Genomic DNA, 18802 nt, shown 5'->3' with positions numbered 1-18802 from the left:
ACTCTTTTCAGCAAAGTTACTGCTATGCTGATCAAGAGTCCACAACCCGGTGGCTGCTGTGAGGGCATATGAAGTATATTCGCGCCTATCTATTACTTAAGTTGTTTCTCGCTATCGTTGTGCCATCCTTTATCGTTGTTATTGTGATGTCTCCGCTCTATCAACGCGTTAGCAACAGTGCGCAAGCACAAGAGCAAATCGTAACGCATTTTGAAAATAGTAATATGATTACCGCTCTGGGTCAGTATGTTATCGATGCTGAAACCGGAGTCAGAGGCTTTGCTTTAACAGGCAGAGAGCCGTTTTTAGAGCCTTATTTTGCCGCCTTAGTGCGGTTAGAGCAAAATACAGCGCTGCTCACACAACGTTTTGCCGGACAATCACAGCTGTTAAGTCAGCTTGAAGAGCTGCAGAGAAACTTTGAGCTGTGGCAACGTAATTTTGCCGAAGAAGAAATTACACTGATCCGACAGGGATTACCGGTAACCGAACTCCTGGCACCGGCGAAGCAGCAAATGGATCTTGTAAGACAACAAGTCCGGCTGTTGTCCCAAACGCATAATACGTTGTTACAAGCCAGCCGCTCGGCACAGATTGAACAGACACAGTCAGCCGTGCTGCTGGCATCAGTAGGGTTAGTTGCAGCATTATTAATTGGCTTACTGCTGGCGTTTTTAATTGCCTATTCTATTTCAGCCAGGGTGCGAGAAATTAATCATGTAGCAACCAAAGTTAAGCAGGGCGATTTGAGTCAACGCTTAGTTATCCGGGGTAAAGATGAGCTGTCGCAGTTGGCCGATACCTTTAACGCCATGGCAGAAACCTTGGAGCGAAAAGTACAGGTTGAGCAGCAAGCCAGAGTAGCGCTTAACCTGCAAGTGGAACAATTGGTTGCGGCTAAAACCCGTGAAAGTAAATTGATTAGTGAGTTCAGTGAGTTGTTGCAAGCGTGCGAATCGATAACTGAAGCGTCCGCGGTAGTAAAGCAAACGGTATTGCGGCTATTTAGTGGTAGCAGTGGCGCCTTGTACTACAGTAGCGATGACAGTGCTGAATGTCTGATTAGCTGGGGAGACTTAACCGCTCCAGCTTTCTGTCGTCATGATGATTGCTGGTCGATGCGTCGTGGCAAAAACCATTTATTTGCCAGAAGCCGGCATGATTTGGCTTGCGCACATACCACGCCTGACAGTAATGCGGCACTTTGTGTGCCCTTGTTAGCCAGGGGCGATGTCGCCGGCTTTTTGCATCTTTGTGTGCCGTTACATCTTACCCCGGAGCAAGGCATCAGCTGGCTGGAGCAGGCAGAAGATGTCGCGGTGAATATTGCTGAGCATATTGCGCTGGCACTGGCTAATCTGCGTTTGCGGGAGCACCTGAAAGCACTGAGTTTTCGTGACCCTTTGACCGGTTTGTACAACCGTCGTTATCTGGATGATTATGTGGAGCGTGAACTAGCCCGGGCCGCCAGATCCAGTCAGCCGCTGGCATTTCTGATGTTAGACATTGATCATTTTAAACAGTTTAATGATCGTTATGGTCATCAGGCCGGCGATGAGGTGTTGTTGCAGGTAAGCCAGTTGCTGCAGCAGCAAATCCGCAGCTCTGATCTGGTTTGTCGTCAGGGTGGAGAGGAGTTTGTTGTGGTGATACCTGATTTACAGTCGGCAGATGCGATCGCCAAGGCTGATGCAATTAGACAGCAGATCGCCCTTTACCCTTTTGATATTGCAGGACAGCAACTTGGTGTGACGGTATCGATTGGCGTAGCTTGGTTTCCCGCTGCAGGTGAAACGCTGGAAGAGATTTTGAAACAAGCGGATTCAGCACTTTATCTGGCGAAACAACAAGGGCGTAATTGTGTACGCAGTTTTAAAGATTTGGCAGGGCTGCAAATCCTGGCTAGCTAGTTGCCTTTTCAAAGAGTGCTCTCTATACTAACGCCCTCTTTAAGGGAGTAATCGGCCGTAAGGCGCCTATATCAACATACTTGTGCCGCATGCATATGGTATAGGCAGCAGGTTCAGCAGCGCTGGCTTGTGTGATGAGACTTAAGATAAGACACTGACCGAACGCGGGAGTCAGTTCTTATCTTTTGTCGATAATATCCCGCGCTAATGCAGGATGTTATGGACGCTCTACTATCTTCTTTTACCGCTGTCGCCATTGCTGAAATCGGTGACAAAACTCAATTGCTTTCGTTATTTCTGGCGGCGCGTTTTCGCAATAAAACCGCCATTATCGCCGGTATTCTGGTTGCCACCTTATTAAACCATGCGGCATCAGCCTGGCTGGGTGTCTGGGCGGCGCAGTTTATCCCTGCCGGTTGGGGCCCGTGGTTGTTAGGTGGCTCTTTTATCGCTGTGGCGCTATGGCTGCTGATCCCGGATAAAGACGATAGTGAAGACACTGCTATGCTGAAATATGGCGCCTTTGTTGCCAGTTGTGTGCTGTTTTTCCTGGCCGAGATTGGTGACAAAACTCAGGTGGCAACGGTTATTCTGGCGGCCAGCTTTGAAAATGCGCTCTGGATGGTGGTGTGGGGCACAACGCTGGGGATGCTAGCGGCTAATGTGCCGGTGGTCTATGCCGGTAGCTGGTTACTGCAGAAAATTTCGCTGGATTGGGCGCGCCGTGCGGCCTGTGCGGTATTTATTTTACTTGGGATCTTCACCATTTTGTCAGCCAGTTAGGGCTGGGCTGGGCCGTTGCTGCTGCGGGTTGCAGCGCAACGGCAATGGCTTATTTATTGCGGCGGGACAGTGCCACCATTCCCAATAACAGTAAGGCCAACAGACTACTGCTACCGCCGCCTTTATAGTTATTGCTGTGTACAACTTTAATCTCGTCAGGCTGGTTTTTCAGGCGTTCAGTAAAACGTTCCAGCTCCAGCTCTAAATTGGTGATCATCTGTTTGCTAGCCTCAGTAAAGCCTTGTTGACTATCGCGGCGTAACTCTTCACTTAAATTCACCGGTGTAGCACTGCCTTTTACCTGGCTAACGCCCGGGGCCCGGAACAGCAATTTTCGACTGTTAATATCATAAACGGCGGTATCCATCAGCGTGCTGGTATCGTTTTTTTGACCTGACACCAGATAGGCACCGACCAAGGTCCAGTAACTTAGAGCCCCTTTCGTTTCGTCACTAAATTGCAGCTGGTCATAAGACACCAGGGCAATCACATCAAAACCAAACATCGACTTTAACTGCTCCAGGTTGGCAAAACTACCTTGCGGCCTGAGATAGGTGCCGGGAATAATCTGGATATCACTGATATAGTCCAGGGACCGGAAATGGCTGGCAATATTTTCCATAATTCGCTGTTTTGCGGTCTCATCCAAAAGATTGGCGCCGTGTTGGCTCAGCGCCCAGGCGTTGCCACCGCTACTATGGCTGCGATCGGCGGGGACAAAGGCAATGCCGACTCTAAGGGGCAAGGTTAATACCGGGGTTGCCGGCTCGATATTCACTTGCTGATCTTGCGGATAGAGATAGTCAACGACACTGCTACGACTGCCCATTTTCTGGCTGGCGCAACCGCTTAATCCTAAAACCACGATTAACCCCAGTAACAGGCTACTTGAGCTGCGAAACGAAGCAAACAACGCTGGCATAGTGAAATTCTTTCTCATCATTCAATACGCATTACACTAATCGCAACCGCATAGTTTTGCTACTGTAATTTTATCAACACGTCTCCGGTACCGGTCTGACCAGTTGCAAGGGGCGTTAAAAAGCTTCAGGTGGCATTCAGGTGTCTTGCTAATAATCGACAGAGTAATTTGATGGAGAACTTTATGCGTAAAATGGTCTTAGCTGTGGTGCTGGCCACTGCCAGTGCTGCGACATCGGCGGCTACTGTGTTAACCGAACAAAATATTGCTAAACTGGAAGCCGTGTTGCCGGAGCTGTTAGCCATTGAGCAGGATAACCCGCAGGGGCTGACTAAACTGCGGCTGAAAAAGCATTGCGACTGGCAGCAACATGCCAGTGATTTACGCCAGCAGGAGCAGGGCAAGGGGTATGTGGCTGAGGTTGATCAGGTGTTGGCAAAACATCAATTAACAGCGCCGCTGTTTTTAGAGTTAACCGCGAAAGGCAGTTGGCCACTATTACAATCGTTACAACCGGTACAACAATTGACCCGCCAGAGCTTACCCTTTTTACCTGAGCCACAGCGGCGCATCGCGGAGCAGAAAATTCAGCAAACTGAGCAGATGCAACAGGCGATAGAACCCTGTTTAACGGCTGCCGATAAGACAGCGCTACAGCAACATCAGCAGCGGCTGTTAAAGTTAGCCACCAGTCTACCGGGGGCCGCGTTTTAACGCCCACCAGGTAAATACGCTGGCACTGCCAAACATCAGTAAACTGTAAACGCTTGGTGCAATCGACATCGCTGAGCTTTGCAAAATACCAGTAGTAATTAGTAGTGCCAGGGTGCCATTTTGTAAGCCTACCTCCAGACAGATGGTCCGTGCTTGTTGCTCGCTATGCAGCAACCAGCGCCCCAGACCATAACCCAGAGCCATCGACAGCAGATTCAGTGCCAGCGCCGCCGGGCCGCTTAGCAGCAGATACTGCCAGAGCGTATCGCCTAAATCATAGGCAATACTGACAATCAGCAGCAGTAATACCAGTACCGAAAAACGGCTGATTTGTGGCTGGGCGCGCTCGGCAAAATGCGGAAACTTCGCTTTGACTAACATGCCGATTATCACCGGGAGCACGCCAACGACCAGTAAGGTTAACCAGGTTTTGAGTAGTGGTAGCTGCAATAAACTCTCGGCGCCTAAAAATTGTTGCATCGCCCAGGCTGCTAAAAATGGCAGGGTAAAAGGAGTAACGAAACCCACCAGCGCCGTCAGGGATACTGATAAGCCAACATCGGCTTTCGATAAATAACTATATAAGTTCGACGTCGTGCCACCCGGACAGAGTGCCAGAATAAATAAACCAACTGCCAGTTCGCCCTGAAGTTGAAACACCGCAATCACGCCAAGTGCCAGCAGCGGCAGTAGCATCAGTTGTGCCACCGCCCCGACGAAAAACGCTTTCGGTTGGGTTGCGACTTGGTGAAAATTCTGCGGTCGCAGGCTCATGCCGACACCGGTCATAATAAAGATCAGCGCTAGCGGTAAACCAATCTGAGTCAGAGTTTCGAACATAGGTGTTTAATTTTAAAAGCAGAATGGCTTTTAAACTAACCTGTTGTTCCCTTTAGCGCAACCTCAACTTATCCACAGGTGTCCGGTACCGGTCTGAGGTCAGAGGTCTAGCCGGTACCGGAGTGCTGTGGATAAGTCAGGGGTGGGGTTCGATGTGGACGACAAGCTGTACGTTTTGGCTGGCAAGTTGTTGTTCGGCTTGATCGGCCAGTTGATGCGCGCGTTCGACGCTCCAGTGGCCTGGTACCAACAAATCGGCTTGGGCGAAGGCCTGGGTTGCTGCAGTACGGGTACGCAGATTAGTAAACTGTACCTCAGGCCCGCCAATGTCTGCCAAACTGACGTTGATTTGCGCGATCCGCTCCGCCGGCAGAGCGTTATCCATCAGGCCGTTAATGGCTTTATGTAAAATGCGGCCGCCTTCACGCAGAATGTGCAGGGCAACCAGAATGGCAACCAAAGGGTCGAGCCAGTTTTTTTCAAATATCACCGCCAGCGCAACACCGAGCACCACACCTGCTGTGGTCCAGACATCAGTAAGCAAATGTTTGCCATCGCCTTCCAGCGCGGGTGAGTGCCAGTCTTTACCGCCACGGATCAGCAATAAACCAACGGCGAGGTTCAGTAAACTGGCCAGGACCGTTAAAATGGTACCGAGACCCAGGGCGTTGATAGGCTGAGGATTAAGAAGCCGCTCACCGGCGGTAAACAAAATCGCCAGTGCCGCCAGAAATATCATGCCACCTTCAAAGGCGGCTGAAAAATACTCGGCTTTACTATGCCCAAAGGGGTGGCCATCATCTGCTGGCCGTCGGGCGATGGTCACCATCCATAAGGCGAAGCCGGCACCGGTAACATTAACCAGTGATTCCAGCGCGTCGGATAAAAAGCCAACAGAGTCGGTCAGATACCAGGCCAGGGTTTTCAGCGCCATGGTTAAAAAGCCGGCTAACAATGACAGCGCCAGTAATTGGCGGGGGCGAAGACGTGGCATCAAAGGCTCCACTGGGTGCGTTAAGTTCAGTGTACGGTGCGCGGTAATTATTGTCAGCTGGCAGCGTGAAGAAATCCGCGTATTCGCCTTTCTATAGCTTAACTTGTATAATATGCGCCCTTGCGATCTTCAGGTGCTTGTTTTATGTCCACTGCTACTGCTCCCTTATCCCGTAAATCTGCTCCGGTAGCGCGGATGGCGCCTGAACGCGACCTGTTTTCCTATCCCAAATACTGGGCTGAATGCTTTGGTCCGGCACCTTTTTTACCAATGTCACGCGCCGAGATGGATAAGCTTGGCTGGGACAGCTGTGATGTGATCCTAGTGGTGGGCGATGCCTATGTCGATCACCCGAGCTTTGGTATGGCGGTGGTCGGCCGCATGCTGGAAGCCCAGGGCTACCGCGTCGGCCTGATTTGCCAGCCTGATTGGCACAGTAAAGACGACTTTATGCGCCTGGGGAAGCCGAGCCTGTTTTTTGGCGTTTCTGCCGGGAATATGGACTCGATGATTAACCGTTATACCGCTGATAAAAAACTGCGGCATGACGATGCTTACACACCGGGTGATATTGGCGGCAAGCGGCCGGATCGGGCGGTGACGGTTTATACCCAGCGTTGTAAAGAAGCCTACAAAGAGGTGCCGGTGATTATCGGCGGTATTGAGGCCAGTTTACGCCGCATTGCGCACTATGATTACTGGTCAGAAAAAGTACGCCGTTCAGTGATTTTTGATGCCAAGGCCGATATTTTAATCTACGGCAACGCCGAGCGACCGCTGGTAGAAGTAGCACATCGTATTGCGTCGGGCATACCTGTTAGCGAAATTCAGGATGTACGTGGCACAGCGGTTATTCGCAAAGAGCCGTTACCGGGCTGGCGCGGCGTCGATTCCACCGCTATTGATAAAGTCGGTAAAATTGACCCTATCCCGAATCCTTATGGCGCCGATGATGTTGGCTGCAGCAGCTATTCCGAATTTGCTAAAGCCGGTATTGATTTAACCAAGCCCGCTGAGGTTGAAGCTAAGCCAATTATGGTGCAGGCGCCGCGGCAAAAGCCGTGGGAGCAAACGTATGTTAAGTTACCCGCGTTTGAGCAGGTCAGTGTGAATAAGCCGCTGTATGCGCATGCATCACGGATCTTACATCAGGAAACCAACCCTGGCTGTGCCCGTGCCATTATGCAGCGCCATGGCGATCGGCATATCTGGGTTAATCCACCAGCCTTTCCGCTCAGTACTGCGGAAATGGATCTGGTATTTGGTTTGCCGTATCAGCGGGTGCCGCATCCGGTGTATGGCAAGGCGAAAATTCCTGCCTATGAGATGATTAAAACCTCGGTCAATATTATGCGCGGCTGCTTTGGTGGCTGCTCATTCTGTTCGATTACCGAGCATGAGGGACGAATTATCCAGAGTCGCTCGAAAGAGTCGATTATGCAGGAGATCAAGGATATTCGCGACAAAGTCCCGGGTTTTACCGGGGTGATCTCCGATCTGGGTGGCCCGACCGCCAATATGTATCGTCTAAACTGTAAAAACCCGAAAGCCGAACAAACCTGTCGTCGCCCCAGCTGCGTCTATCCGACGATTTGCGAGCATATGGATACCGATCAGAGCCCAACGGTTGAACTGTACCGTGAAGCCCGGAATTTACCGGGCATTAAAAAGGTACTGGTCGCCTCGGGGGTGCGTTACGATTTGGCGGTAGAAGATCCGAATTATGTCAAAGAGTTAGTGCAGCACCATGTCGGGGGCTATTTAAAAATTGCCCCTGAGCATACTGAAGAGGGACCTTTGTCGAAAATGATGAAGCCGGGCATGGGCGCCTACGACAAATTTAAAGAAATGTTCGACCGCTTTAGTAAAGAAGCCGGTAAAGAGCAGTATCTGATCCCGTATTTTATTGCCTCGCATCCGGGTACCACCGATCTGGATATGATTAATCTGGCGCTGTGGTTAAAGGCGCGCGATTTTAGGTTGGATCAGGTACAGAATTTCTACCCGAGCCCAATGGCCAATGCCACCACCATTTATCATACCGAAATGAATTCGCTGAAAAATATCAATAAAGCGAATACCGAAGTGGTGCCGGTGCCTAAGGGCGAGCGGCAGCGCCGGCTGCATAAAGCGATCCTGCGTTATCATGATCCCAAAGGTTGGCCGATCATTCGCGAAGCGCTGATCCGCTTGAAAATGCAGCATCTGATTGGCCGGGGTAAAGACTGTCTGGTGCCGCCAGAGACGAAAGACGAGCAGCAGCAAAGACCACAGCGCGGTGGTAAGCCGGCATTAACGCGGCACACTGGCTTAAATCCGGCTGCGCAGGCCACGGCAAGGTCAAAGCACAGCACAGCGAACGGCAAAGCAAAGGGTAAAGCCCAAGCCGGGCAGGTGGCATCTAAGCCGGCCAGCCAGGCACCGGTAAAAGATAAGCCGGCAGCCAAAGGTAAACCGGTAGTCAAAGGTAAACCGGCAGCAAAAACCGGCCGCACTGGCAGCTGAGCAGTGGAAAGCCGGCGGCTGTTCTTTAGTTTGTGTTTTTCGGCGCAGCAGCAACAGCTATTAGCGCCTTATCAGCAGCAGGCGCTGCAAGCTTGTCCCGGCGCCAAAGCGGTAGCGGTGGCGAACTTGCACCTGACGTTATTTTTTCTGGGGCAGGTGACGGCTGAGCAACAGCAGCTGTTATTGCAGTCAGCAGCTAAGCTTCGTTCTGCTGCATTCGAGCTAGAGCTTGATTATCTGGCGGGCTTTAGGCAGCCGAAAATTCTGTATCTGGCGCCCTCATCGATACCACCAGCCTTGCTATTGCTGCAGCAACAGCTGGCGCAGTTTTGTCAGGTACAGGGCTTTACCGAGCCACATGCTGAGTATCGGCCGCATATCACGCTGGCGCGCCAGGCGCTGTTTGAGGGGCAACAGCGCGTCACGCCGCTCAGACTTAAGGTTCGGGAGTTTGCGCTCTATCATTCGCGGCGTGAAGGCGAAGCCTTAGAGTACCTGCCATTGCAGCGCTTTAAATTAATCAGTTAAGCAAAGCCTGAGGCCGCTTTCGGTAAAGTGCCGGCAATAACCGGCAAAATGTCATGAAGCGGTCAACAAAAATCAGTACACTTAATGGTTTTCTGCCTGAGTTGCTAAGATCAGGCTAATTTCGATCCGGATCTGATACTTATGAAGTTTTTTGTGTTTTTTATCAGTCTGTTACTACTTAGCTGTAGTCAGGCCCCAGTAACACAAAGTACGGCTGCTGCCAGTCCAGGTAGTCTGCTGATTATCTCAATTGACGGTCTGCGTCATGACTACCTGAGTTTGCATCAGGCACCGATGTTAGCCGAACTGGCGGCGGGCGGTGTGCATGTCAAACAATTACAGCCGGTCTTTCCAAGTAAAACCTTCCCCAATCATTACTCACTGGTTACCGGTTTACACCCGGAGCGGCACGGTATTGTTGATAACTCGATGTATGATCCTGAGCATCAACGGCATTTTGCGATGAGTATGGCGGATCAGGTGGCAGATGGCTTCTGGTGGCAGGGCGAGCCGATTTGGATCACGGCTGAATTGCAGGGCGTGAAGGCGGCCACTTATTTTTTCCCGGGCTCGGAAGCAGAAATTAAAGGTAAGCGGCCCAGCTACTGGTTTCCCTATCAGCATGAGACACCAAACCGTGAGCGCACCGAGCAGGTACTGGCCTGGTTGGCGCTGCCTGAAGCCGAGCGGCCAAGAGTGATCACCTTGTATTTTAGTGATGTGGATAGTGCAGGTCATAACTATGGCCCGCGCTCAGAGCAGGTAGCTCAGGCTCTGGCCGAGGTAGATGCTGAGCTTACCTATCTGGTGCAAACCTTACGTGAGCGTGGTCAGGCGGAGCAGGTCAACCTGATCATCAGCTCCGACCATGGTATGGCAGAGGTCGATCAGCGCAAATATATTATTGCTGATGAGTTGTTTGATGGCAGTTTAACGCAGAATGTTCGCTTTTCACGTGAAATTGTCAGCATTTTCCCGAAAAGTGGCCAGGAAGAGCTGCTGTATCAGCAAATTGCCGGGCGTTATAACCCAGAGCAGATGCGCCTGTACCGCAAGCATGAGTTGCCAGAGCGGTTTCAGCATCAACAACATGCCCGCATCGCGCCGATTATTTTGCTGGCGGAGCAGCCCTGGATCTTTGTCCGGCGCAGCTTATTACCCGGTTTAAAGGCTGACCCGTCTTTCTTCAGAGCACGTGGCAGCCATGGTTATGACAATACCGAGCCGGATATGCAGGGAATGCTGATTGCCTATGGACCGGCCTTTAAACAACAGGCGACGGTAGCGCAATTAAGCATGGTCGATTTTTACAATGTGATGGCCAGGGTAGTGGGCCTGACACCGGCGCCCAATCAGGGTGATCCGCGCGCGTTATCGCTGTTATTGCGGGACTAAGCGGATGCATTGCGCGCATTTTGTTGCAGGCCGTTGTCAGTCCTGTCAATGGCTGGCGATGCCCTATGCCGAGCAGTTGGCATTAAAGCAGCAACAACTGTTGCAGTTAGTCTCTCCTTTGGCGCCGCTGGAGATCTTGGCGCCGGTGGCAAGTCAGCAACAGGCGTGTCGTTATAAAGCCAAGATGGTGGTGCAGGGTAGCTGTGAGGCGCCGCTACTGGGGATCATAAATCAACAGGGGCAGGCAGTTGATCTCGCCGATTGCCCCTTATATCCGCCAGCCTTTGCGGCCGTTTTTGCGGTGATTAAGCAATTGATTAGCCGTGCTCAGCTTACCCCGTACGATATTGCCGCCCGCTGCGGCGAGCTCAAGTATGTGCTACTGCAGCAAAGTTATCACAGTGGTCACTTTATGCTGCGTCTGGTACTGCGTTCAAAGAACTGTCTGGCGGCGTTGCAAAAGCATTTACCCTGGTTATTGGCAAGCTTACCGGCGTTGTCGGTGGTCAGCGTTAATTTACAGCCCAAGCCGGCAGCGCTGCTGGAAGGGCCGGAAGAAATCCTGTTAACAGAGCAGGCTTTGCTGCGCGAGCAACTTAATCAGGTACCGCTGTATTTAAGCCCGCAGAGTTTTTTTCAGATCAATCCTGAATTGGCGGCCAGGCTCTATGCCACTGCTGCAACCTGGACTGCGGAACTTACGCAACAAGGCGTGCCGATCCGGCACCTCTGGGATCTGTTCTGTGGCGTGGGCGGTTTTGGTTTACATTTGGCCAGCAATCAGATGACACTGACCGGGATTGAAATTGCGCCCTCCGCCATTGCCAGTGCCAAGCAGGCCGCGGCTGAGCTGGGGTTTACTCAGGTCGATTTTAGGGCGCTGGACTCCGCTGCTTTTGCCACGGCGGCGGTTAGCCCACCGGATCTCCTGGTCGTGAATCCACCCCGCCGCGGCTTAGGCGTCGAGCTGGTGACGGCGATTAAACAGCTGGCCCCCGCTTATATTATTTATTCCAGCTGCAATGCCAATAGTCTGGCAGCGGACTTGACCTTGTTGGATAACTATCAGTTACTGCGGGTGCAACTTTTTGATTTATTTGCCCATAGTAGTCATTACGAAGTGCTGACCCTGTTACAGCAGCGGGCTAAAACCGCCTGATCCGCTTTTGTAAACCCGCTAACCACACACCTTTGCCCACAGTCTACAGCCTGTGGGGACTCTATGGGTGCTTGCATTTTTAACACCAGCAAATATACTGTATTTATAAACAGTATTTTGGTGGTCTATGCACAGCTTACTTGAACAACTGACGCAGCGGCAATGGCTCTGGCAAGGCTCAGCCTTACCTGCTGCCGGTCAGCAGCTAAGTTCCGGTTATGCCGAATTTGACCGGCAACTGGGTGGCTGGCCGGCGTCCGGTTTGCTGGTATTGCAAAGCCAGCCGGCAATTGGCGAGTTGCGTTTACTGTTACCCTTATTCAAACAACTGCAGCAGCAAGGCCTGCTGGGGCTGATTAATCCGCCGCAGTTACTCCAAGCTGAGCCGTTGGCGGCACAGGGGATTAACCCGTCACAGTTGCTGTTGCTTTCCGGCCTCAGTGAAACAGATGCACTCTGGGCTGCAGAGCAGTTATTACAAAGTGGTTTATGTAGTCTGGTCCTGCTCTGGCAGGGGACGCTGGCGCGCAAAGCGGCACGTCGTTTACAGCTGGCAGCTCAGTCGCAGCAGGCGTTAGTGCTGCAACTGACCACGCATCAGCCGGAATTAACGCTGCCTTTAGCACTGGCGCTACAGCTACTGCCACAGCCTCAAGGTTTGCAGCTTAAAGTGTTAAAACGCCGTGCCGGCTGGGCCGGGCAACAATTTTATCTTAACTGGCAAGATGAATGGCCTGAGCTTTATCCGGTACTGACCCGCACCCACGCGGCTTTGGCTGAGACCGCCTGAGGGCTTTGTCATGCGCTGGCTTTATCTGTATTTCCCCAGCCTGCAACTTGATCAACTGGCAGTACAATATCCGGCACAGCCGATGGCGCTGGCATGTCCGAAACGACATCAATTGCTGGGGGTTAATTCACTGGCAGCGGCAGCCGGGGTCAAGGTCGGGCAAAGTGTGGCAACGGCCGTGTTACTGTGTCGTGAGTTACAGCTGTTTAGTCCTGAGCCGGCACGGGTAAAGCAGCTGCTGCAGCAACTGGCGGAGCGGTTATATCAGGTGACAGCCGATCTGGCGCTTCAGCCGCCGGATGCCTTGCAGATCCGGGTGAGTAGCATGCTTAAACTCTACCCGGATCCTGCCCGTTACTGGCAGCAACTCCAGCTGCAACTGGCAGACTGTCCCTATCAATATCTGGCTGCAGCGGGGCAAACTCCGCTGGCTGCAAAATTACTGGCCCGCTCCGGGCAGGCCGAGCTGTACTTAACGCCAGCGGCAGAGCAGGCCAAGCTGGCACTTTGTCCGTTAACTGCCAGCGATCTGCCGGCGGCTAGCATTGAGCAGTTAGCCCGGTTGGGGATCCGGCAGTTAGGTCCCTTACTGGCATTGCCGGCAGCAGAGCTGGCGCGGCGTTTTTCTCAGGACGTGCTGCAATATCTGGCGGCATTAACGGGCAGAGTACTGCAATTACCAAAATTTTACCGACCCCGGCTGCAATTTAACCGTGAATTACAGCTGCATTATGAAATTACTGAAAGTCCACAGTTATTAAAGCCGTTACAGCCATTGTTACAGCAACTGCAGCAGTTTTTACGCCGGGCCAACTTACTGTGCCAGTGTTTGCAGCTCACCCTGCAGTTTCGCCAGCATAGCCCCTTACCTCTGCAGATCCGCGCCCGGGCCGGTGAAGCCTGTGCTGCGAACTGGCAGCAATTACTGTCCCTGCACCTGGCGCAGCTGCAGCTGCCAGAGCCGGTGTATGCGCTGCAATTTTCGGCAACAGACTATGTACCCGATCAGCGCGCAAGTTGTAATTTACTGGCACAACGCTCACAGCCGCTGAGCAAAGCACAACTGCTCAGTGTGTTGGTGGCCCGCCTGGGGGAGCAGGCGGTGGTGACACCGGTGCTAAGCCTGAGTCACTGGCCGGAGGCAGAGTCATCAGCATCAGCTGTAGCGGCGCTGCCGGCACTGAATGCGGCGCTTTGTTATCAGCTCAGGCCTATTTTACAACTGCCCAAAGCCCTGCCTTTAACCGAGGCGGTGACGCTGTTAAGTGGTGCCGAGCGTTTGGAGCAACTGTGCTGGCAAAGTGGCACCTTATTGCAGCGGGATTATTATCTGGCCCGCACTGAGCAGGGGCAGCTTTGGTGGGTATACCGCACACCCCAGCAGCAATGGTATCTGCAGGGTTGGTTTAGCTAAGGGGGGCCGATGAGCGAAACGTCAGCGGCAGCGCCGCCATCCGGGGCCGTAGCCTACGCGGAGTTATTTTGCCGTTCGAACTTCAGTTTTTTACAAGGCGCTTCCTCGCCGGAGGAGTTAGTTAGCACGGCGGCGGCTTTGGGCTATCAGGCGCTGGCACTGACCGATGAATGTTCGGTCGCCGGGGTAGTGCGGGCACACCGGCAAATCAAGCAGCAGCAATTACCGTTAAAACTGATCATTGGCAGTTATTTTCAGCTGCCTGGCCTGTCTTTAGTACTGCTGTGTCCGGATCGGCAAGCCTATGCTGAGTTGTGCCGCATTATCACCAATGCCCGGCGACGCGCTGAAAAAGGCCACTACCAGCTGGAAGAATGGGATTTACGCAGCAGCAAGCATTGCCTGGCACTCTGGTTGCCGCAGGGGGAGGCAGAAGTGGACCAGTACTGGGGGCAATTATTAAGCCGGCATTTTAGTGGCCGCCTGCACCTGGCGCTAGTACGGCAATTGCGTTATCGCGAAGCGCGCTACCTGGCGTATTGCCAGACGCTGGCCCACGATTTTGCGCTGCCACAGCTGGCGGTAGGTGCGGTATTAATGCATCAGCGTGAGCGACTGGCATTACAGCAAACTTTGACAGCCATTCGCCTGAAAACGCCGGTCCAGCAATTAGGCCGCCAGTTGCTGAGTAATGCTGAGGCCTGTTTAAGACCCCTGAGCAAACTGGCGAAGCTCTATCCCGCTGCTGCACTGGCGCAGAGCGTGACGCTGGCTGCAGCGTGCCAGTTCTCGCTGGATGAGCTGCGTTATGAATATCCATCTGAGCTGGTGCCGTCTGATCTTAGTGCCAGTCAGTATTTGCAGCAACTGGTGCAAGCCGGAGCCCGGCAGCGTTTTGGTACAGCAGGGCCGGCAGCGTCGATCCAGGCGCTGATTGATAAGGAATTGGCGCTGATTGCCGAGCTGCGTTATGAGTACTTTTTTCTGACCATCTATGATTTGGTGCAGTTTGCAAAAGCGCGCGGCATTTTATATCAGGGCCGCGGCTCTGCCGCTAATTCGGTGGTCTGTTATTGCCTGGAAATTACCGCTGTCGATCCGCGGCAGATTAATGTGCTGTTTGAACGCTTTTTATCCCGCGAGCGGCAGGAGCCGCCGGATATAGACGTAGATTTTGAGCACGAAAGGCGCGAAGAAGTGATGCAGTATCTGTATCAGAAATATGGCCGCGAGCGGGCAGCGCTGGCGGCAACGGTGATCAGCTACCGCTTGAAAAGCGCGATCCGTGATGTTGGGAAGGCGCTGGGGATTAATGAAATGCAACTGGAGCATTTTATTAAAAACCTGAACCGCCGCCATGATGTGGTCAGCTGGCAACAACAGCTTAGCCAGCTTGGACTGAATACCGAACAAGGTCTGGGGCAGCAGCTGGTGCAGCTGGTGGAGCAAATCCGTGGCTTTCCGCGGCACTTATCACAGCATGTCGGGGGCTTTGTGATCTCGGCCGGCCCTTTGTATGAGTTGGTACCGGTAGAAAATGCGGCCATGGCTGAGCGTACTGTGATCCAGTGGGATAAAGACGATCTGGAAACCCTGGGGCTGCTTAAGGTCGATGTACTGGCACTTGGCATGTTAACGGCAATCCGCCGCTGTTTTCAGTTGGTGCAGCAACACTATGGCTTGACGCTTAGTATTGCGGCAATTAATGGCTATGGTGATGATCCTCAGGTGTACCGGCAAATTCAACAGGCGGATACAGTGGGGGTGTTTCAGATTGAATCCCGGGCACAGATGAGCATGCTGCCAAGGCTCAGGCCAGCCTGCTATTACGACTTGGTGATTCAGATAGCGATAGTGCGGCCAGGACCAATCCAGGGCGATATGGTGCATCCTTATCTGCTACGGCGTCATGGTCTGGAAGCTGTCAGCTATCCATCGCCAGAGGTTGCTGGCGTATTATCCCGTACCCTGGGCGTACCGATTTTTCAGGAACAGGTGATTCAGCTGGCAATGGTGGCCGCTGGTTTTAGCGGTGGCGAAGCGGATCAACTCAGACGCGCCATGGCCAGTTGGAAGAAAACCGGTGAGCTGTTGCAGTTTAAAGAAAAGCTGATCAATGGCATGCTAAGCCGCGGCTATCAGCAAGACTTTGCCGAGCGGATCTATCAGCAAATTTGTGGCTTTGGCGAGTACGGTTTTCCGGAGTCGCATTCCGCCAGCTTTGCAGTACTGGCCTATGTTTCTGCCTGGTTAAAACATTATTTTCCGGCGGCATTTTATACCGCCCTGTTAAACAGCTATCCCATGGGGTTTTATAGCCCGTCGCAGCTTATTCAGGATGCCATACGTCATCAGCTTAGGGTGCTGCCGGTCTGTATTAATGCCTCCGCTGCTGCTCACCAATTGGTCCTGCATCAGGGCGATTGGGCTATCCGGCTTGGTTTACAACAGGTTAAGGGCTTAAGCCCACAGACGCTGCAACAGCTATTACAGCAGCGGCCAGCGGCGGGCTTTTGTCATCCGGTGCAGTTAAAGCAACTGGGATTAAATGCCCGCGAACTGGCGGCGCTGGCCAGTAGCAATGCCTTGCAGAGCTTAACTGGTGATCGTTATAACAGTCGCTGGCATTTGCTGGATCAGCAAACGCAGCTACCGTTATTTGCCGCTGTAGCTGAACCGGCGACGCCGCTGCTGCAGCCACCCAGCGAGCGCGAAGCGATGCTGGAAGATTATCAGGCGCTGGGGTTTAGTCTTGATTATCATCCACTGCACTATTTGCGCCAGCGTGGGAAGTTGGCTGGTTGTACGTTGGCTAGCGACTTGGCGACAGTGCGACAACAGGCAGTGGTTAAGGTCGCCGGCTTAGTGACTTGCCGGCAGTGCCCGGGTACTGCCGCTGGCGTTACTTTTTTAACGCTGGAGGATGAAAGCGGTAATATCAATGTGGTGGTATGGCAGGGGACGGCTCTGGCACAGCAACAGCCCTATCTGACGGCGAAGATCCTGCAGGTAAATGGTATTTTAGAGCGCGAAGGCGAGGTTATTCATGTGATTGCCGGACGTCTGACCGATCTGACGCCCTTACTGGAAGCTCTGCCGGCCGGGTCACGGGATTTTCACTAGCCAACAAGGCTGGCGGTTAACCGCTGAAGTTAGCGTTTAAAGCCAATCCGAAAGCCGCCCCAATGCTTGCCATTAACATAGATAGGTACCGATAAGTCATGCACAATTTCGCCGGTATCTCTTTTATAGGTTTGCAGTAGCATCGGCTCAGTGTTGCTGCCACAGCGGCTACCGGTACGGTCACTAAATATCCGTTTGGTGCGATTTTGCAGCAAATCTTTATCGTAATTACCGGTCAGCGGCTGACTGAATTTTTTATTATGGGTTGGGAAGTAACCCTTGCGATCGACTGCGCCGGCATAGAGTACATTCTGATGCCGGCTTAAAATCGGCTCCTGAATAGCGGGGAATAATTGATCAGTCAGCTTGTCATAGGCGGTACTGAATTTTTGTGGGTTAGTATTGGCGATAGGTTGATATTTTTCGGCAAATAACTCTGCTTCTGAGACCTTACCTTCTTTAATCAGCTGGCTTAGCGTCGCAGCGACCGCCGACGCCGCTTGTTTGGCCTCTTCAAAAATCGGTTGGTAAAAGCTGTTACTGGCCTGAGTGCTCAGTTCCCGGTAGATGGTTTCAGTTTCAATTGATACCTCTACTGCCTGACCGGCAATCCGGGTGCCTTTTTGCTCAATTTGTACCAGCGCACTACTGATATTGTCGATAGCACCACTGATTTGGCTGCTATTACTTTGCAGGGTGTCACTTAATTGTTCAATTTCCCGCAGAGCACCTGATGCTTGTTTGACTTCCTGGCTAATATGATTGACGCCTATTGCCACCTGTTGTAATTCGTCTTGTGCTTGATGGCTGGAATGTTCTAATTGCTGCATTAACTCGGCAGTATGGCTACTTTGGTTGCGGATCTCCTGCAGCATATTCGCAATATCCTTGGTTGCGCCGGCTGTTTTACCTGCCAGCGCTCGCACTTCGTCGGCCACCACCGCAAAGCCGCGGCCTTGTTCACCGGCGCGAGCGGCTTCAATGGCGGCATTTAACGCCAATAGATTGGTTTGCGCGGCGACGTTATTAATTACTTCGGTGATATGCTGAATTTTATCAGCGCTGCTGCGCAGGCTTTGTAATTCGGCTGCCGCATTGGCGACCGCTTGCGCCAATGCTTCAATCCGCACCACACCATTTTGCAGGTTTTTATCTGCCTGCTCTGAAGCGCTGGCGGTTTGATTTATCGTTTGATTAATGGTTTGCAGGTTATGATTTAAATCACTGCTGCCGGCTGCTACACTCTGGCTGGCATTGGCCAGTTGCTGGCTATCATCGCTGCTATGTTTAATATCTTTAATCAAGGCATCAATATAAAAAGACACTTCTGCTGCCCCAATCGCCATTTTGGAGGTGGCTGCAGTAATATTACGGTACATTGTTTCTTGTGATGGCGGAGCCAGAGGAGGTTTGGCTATTTCTGAGCTGGGGGCTGGAATAAAGAATAAATAACCTGCAGTTAGCAGCAGCGTAAGCACAGCGGCAATTAAAGGATTAACCAGCCAAAACAAGAGGCTTTGCAGCAACACCAGTAACAGCAAAAACACGGCATGACGGATCAGCAGGGCAGGCATAAAGACTCCGATTATACTAATACTTTTGGCAGGGTGGAGAAAGCCGCGAATATTGTAAATAGCCAGCGGCCGCTTTTAGACTAAAGTCTATCGGAAAACCTAAATTTTTCCAGTCACCTACGAGAGATGCTATGCTCTGCGACCTGTTAGC

Annotated in this window: 14 protein-coding genes; 10 read left to right on the top strand and 4 right to left on the bottom strand. The window is 52.3% G+C overall.

The window, feature by feature from the left end; all coding sequences use genetic code 11:
• Positions 1-68 precede the first annotated feature (68 nt).
• The gene (locus tag AGRI_RS16165) at positions 69-1910 is read left to right on the top strand and encodes a sensor domain-containing diguanylate cyclase (RefSeq protein WP_008983815.1); all 1842 of its coding nucleotides are present in this window, start codon (positions 69-71) and stop codon (positions 1908-1910) included.
• A gap of 219 nt (positions 1911-2129) precedes the next feature.
• Positions 2130-2693 carry a TMEM165/GDT1 family protein gene (locus AGRI_RS04500; RefSeq protein ID WP_008983814.1) on the top strand — a complete coding sequence of 188 codons (564 nt, stop codon included), beginning with the start codon at positions 2130-2132 and terminating at the stop codon, positions 2691-2693.
• 49 nt (positions 2694-2742) lie between these two features.
• On the opposite strand, the gene rhlP is transcribed toward AGRI_RS04500, so the two are convergent.
• Positions 2743-3615 (bottom strand): rhombotarget lipoprotein, encoded by an 873-nt coding sequence (gene rhlP / locus AGRI_RS04495; protein ID WP_008983813.1) that lies wholly within the window; start codon positions 3613-3615, stop codon positions 2743-2745.
• Positions 3616-3798: 183 nt separating this feature from the next.
• Here rhlP and AGRI_RS04490 point away from each other — a divergent pair, with 183 nt between their 5' ends.
• Positions 3799-4329 carry a hypothetical protein gene (locus AGRI_RS04490; protein ID WP_008983812.1) on the top strand — a complete coding sequence of 177 codons (531 nt, stop codon included), beginning with the start codon at positions 3799-3801 and terminating at the stop codon, positions 4327-4329.
• Here the strand turns inward: AGRI_RS04490 and AGRI_RS04485 are convergent.
• Positions 4309-5169 (bottom strand): bile acid:sodium symporter family protein, encoded by an 861-nt coding sequence (locus AGRI_RS04485; RefSeq protein WP_008983811.1) that lies wholly within the window; start codon positions 5167-5169, stop codon positions 4309-4311. The genes AGRI_RS04490 and AGRI_RS04485 overlap by 21 nt on opposite strands.
• Positions 5170-5305: 136 nt before the next feature.
• Positions 5306-6163, bottom strand: a complete 858-nt coding sequence (locus AGRI_RS04480; protein WP_008983810.1) for a cation diffusion facilitator family transporter — start codon at positions 6161-6163, stop codon at positions 5306-5308.
• Positions 6164-6358: 195 nt separating this feature from the next.
• On the opposite strand from AGRI_RS04480, the gene AGRI_RS04475 reads away from it, so the two are divergent.
• From AGRI_RS04475 to AGRI_RS04445, 7 genes are all read left to right on the top strand, one after another.
• Entirely contained in the window at positions 6359-8668 is a 2310-nt protein-coding gene (locus tag AGRI_RS04475; protein WP_008983809.1) for a YgiQ family radical SAM protein, read from the top strand.
• 3 nt (positions 8669-8671) lie between these two features.
• Entirely contained in the window at positions 8672-9196 is a 525-nt protein-coding gene (thpR, locus tag AGRI_RS04470) for an RNA 2',3'-cyclic phosphodiesterase (RefSeq protein ID WP_008983808.1), read from the top strand.
• Between the two features lie 141 nt (positions 9197-9337).
• Complete coding sequence (locus tag AGRI_RS04465) at positions 9338-10591, top strand: alkaline phosphatase family protein (RefSeq protein ID WP_008983807.1); 1254 nt, start codon at positions 9338-9340, stop codon at positions 10589-10591.
• Positions 10592-10595: 4 nt separating this feature from the next.
• Positions 10596-11750 carry a 23S rRNA (uracil(747)-C(5))-methyltransferase RlmC gene (gene rlmC / locus AGRI_RS04460; RefSeq protein ID WP_008983806.1) on the top strand — a complete coding sequence of 385 codons (1155 nt, stop codon included), beginning with the start codon at positions 10596-10598 and terminating at the stop codon, positions 11748-11750.
• A 127-nt stretch (positions 11751-11877) separates the two neighbouring features.
• Positions 11878-12540 carry a translesion DNA synthesis-associated protein ImuA gene (gene imuA / locus AGRI_RS04455; RefSeq protein ID WP_008983805.1) on the top strand — a complete coding sequence of 221 codons (663 nt, stop codon included), beginning with the start codon at positions 11878-11880 and terminating at the stop codon, positions 12538-12540.
• 10 nt (positions 12541-12550) lie between these two features.
• Positions 12551-13954 carry a Y-family DNA polymerase gene (locus tag AGRI_RS04450; protein WP_008983804.1) on the top strand — a complete coding sequence of 468 codons (1404 nt, stop codon included), beginning with the start codon at positions 12551-12553 and terminating at the stop codon, positions 13952-13954.
• Positions 13955-13963: 9 nt separating this feature from the next.
• Positions 13964-17077, top strand: coding sequence for an error-prone DNA polymerase (locus tag AGRI_RS04445; RefSeq protein WP_008983803.1), 3114 nt, complete (start codon positions 13964-13966; stop codon positions 17075-17077).
• Positions 17078-17106: 29 nt separating this feature from the next.
• Here the strand turns inward: AGRI_RS04445 and AGRI_RS04440 are convergent, their stop codons facing one another.
• Complete coding sequence (locus AGRI_RS04440) at positions 17107-18651, bottom strand: methyl-accepting chemotaxis protein (protein WP_008983802.1); 1545 nt, start codon at positions 18649-18651, stop codon at positions 17107-17109.
• Positions 18652-18802: the final 151 nt, after the last annotated feature.

The organism is Alishewanella agri BL06 (assembly GCF_000272005.1).
Classification (GTDB): Bacteria; Pseudomonadota; Gammaproteobacteria; order Enterobacterales; family Alteromonadaceae; genus Alishewanella; species Alishewanella agri.
This window is presented reverse-complemented; position numbering and strand designations above follow the sequence as displayed.